Source organism: Geomobilimonas luticola (assembly GCF_018476905.1).
Classification (GTDB): domain Bacteria; phylum Desulfobacterota; class Desulfuromonadia; order Geobacterales; family Geobacteraceae; genus Geomobilimonas; species Geomobilimonas luticola.
In genome coordinates this window covers 1-209 of sequence record NZ_JAHCVK010000040.1, presented here as the reverse complement: position 1 = coordinate 209, position 209 = coordinate 1, and the positions used below count along the sequence as shown (strand labels likewise).

General features: G+C 60.8%; 1 pseudogene. It reads right to left on the bottom strand.

The features are described from left to right. Positions 1–209: pseudogene (locus KI810_RS17220) on the bottom strand (cation acetate symporter); the annotation flags it as partial.

Genomic DNA, 209 nt, shown 5'->3' with positions numbered 1-209 from the left:
GCCAGGGTGCCGATGATGGCGGCCAGGAAGCCCAGCGGGATGGAGAAGATGCCCGGGTTCTTCAGCTTGAGGATCGGTTTGTCCAGACCAAGGATGGACTTGCCGTCCTTGTTTTTCTCGAAGTCCTTCCGCGCCTTGTCCAGAGCCTTCATATCCTTCTCGTCAAGGGTGGCTCCCGGAGGCAGGGCGGCCTGTTTGGCCTCCATGGC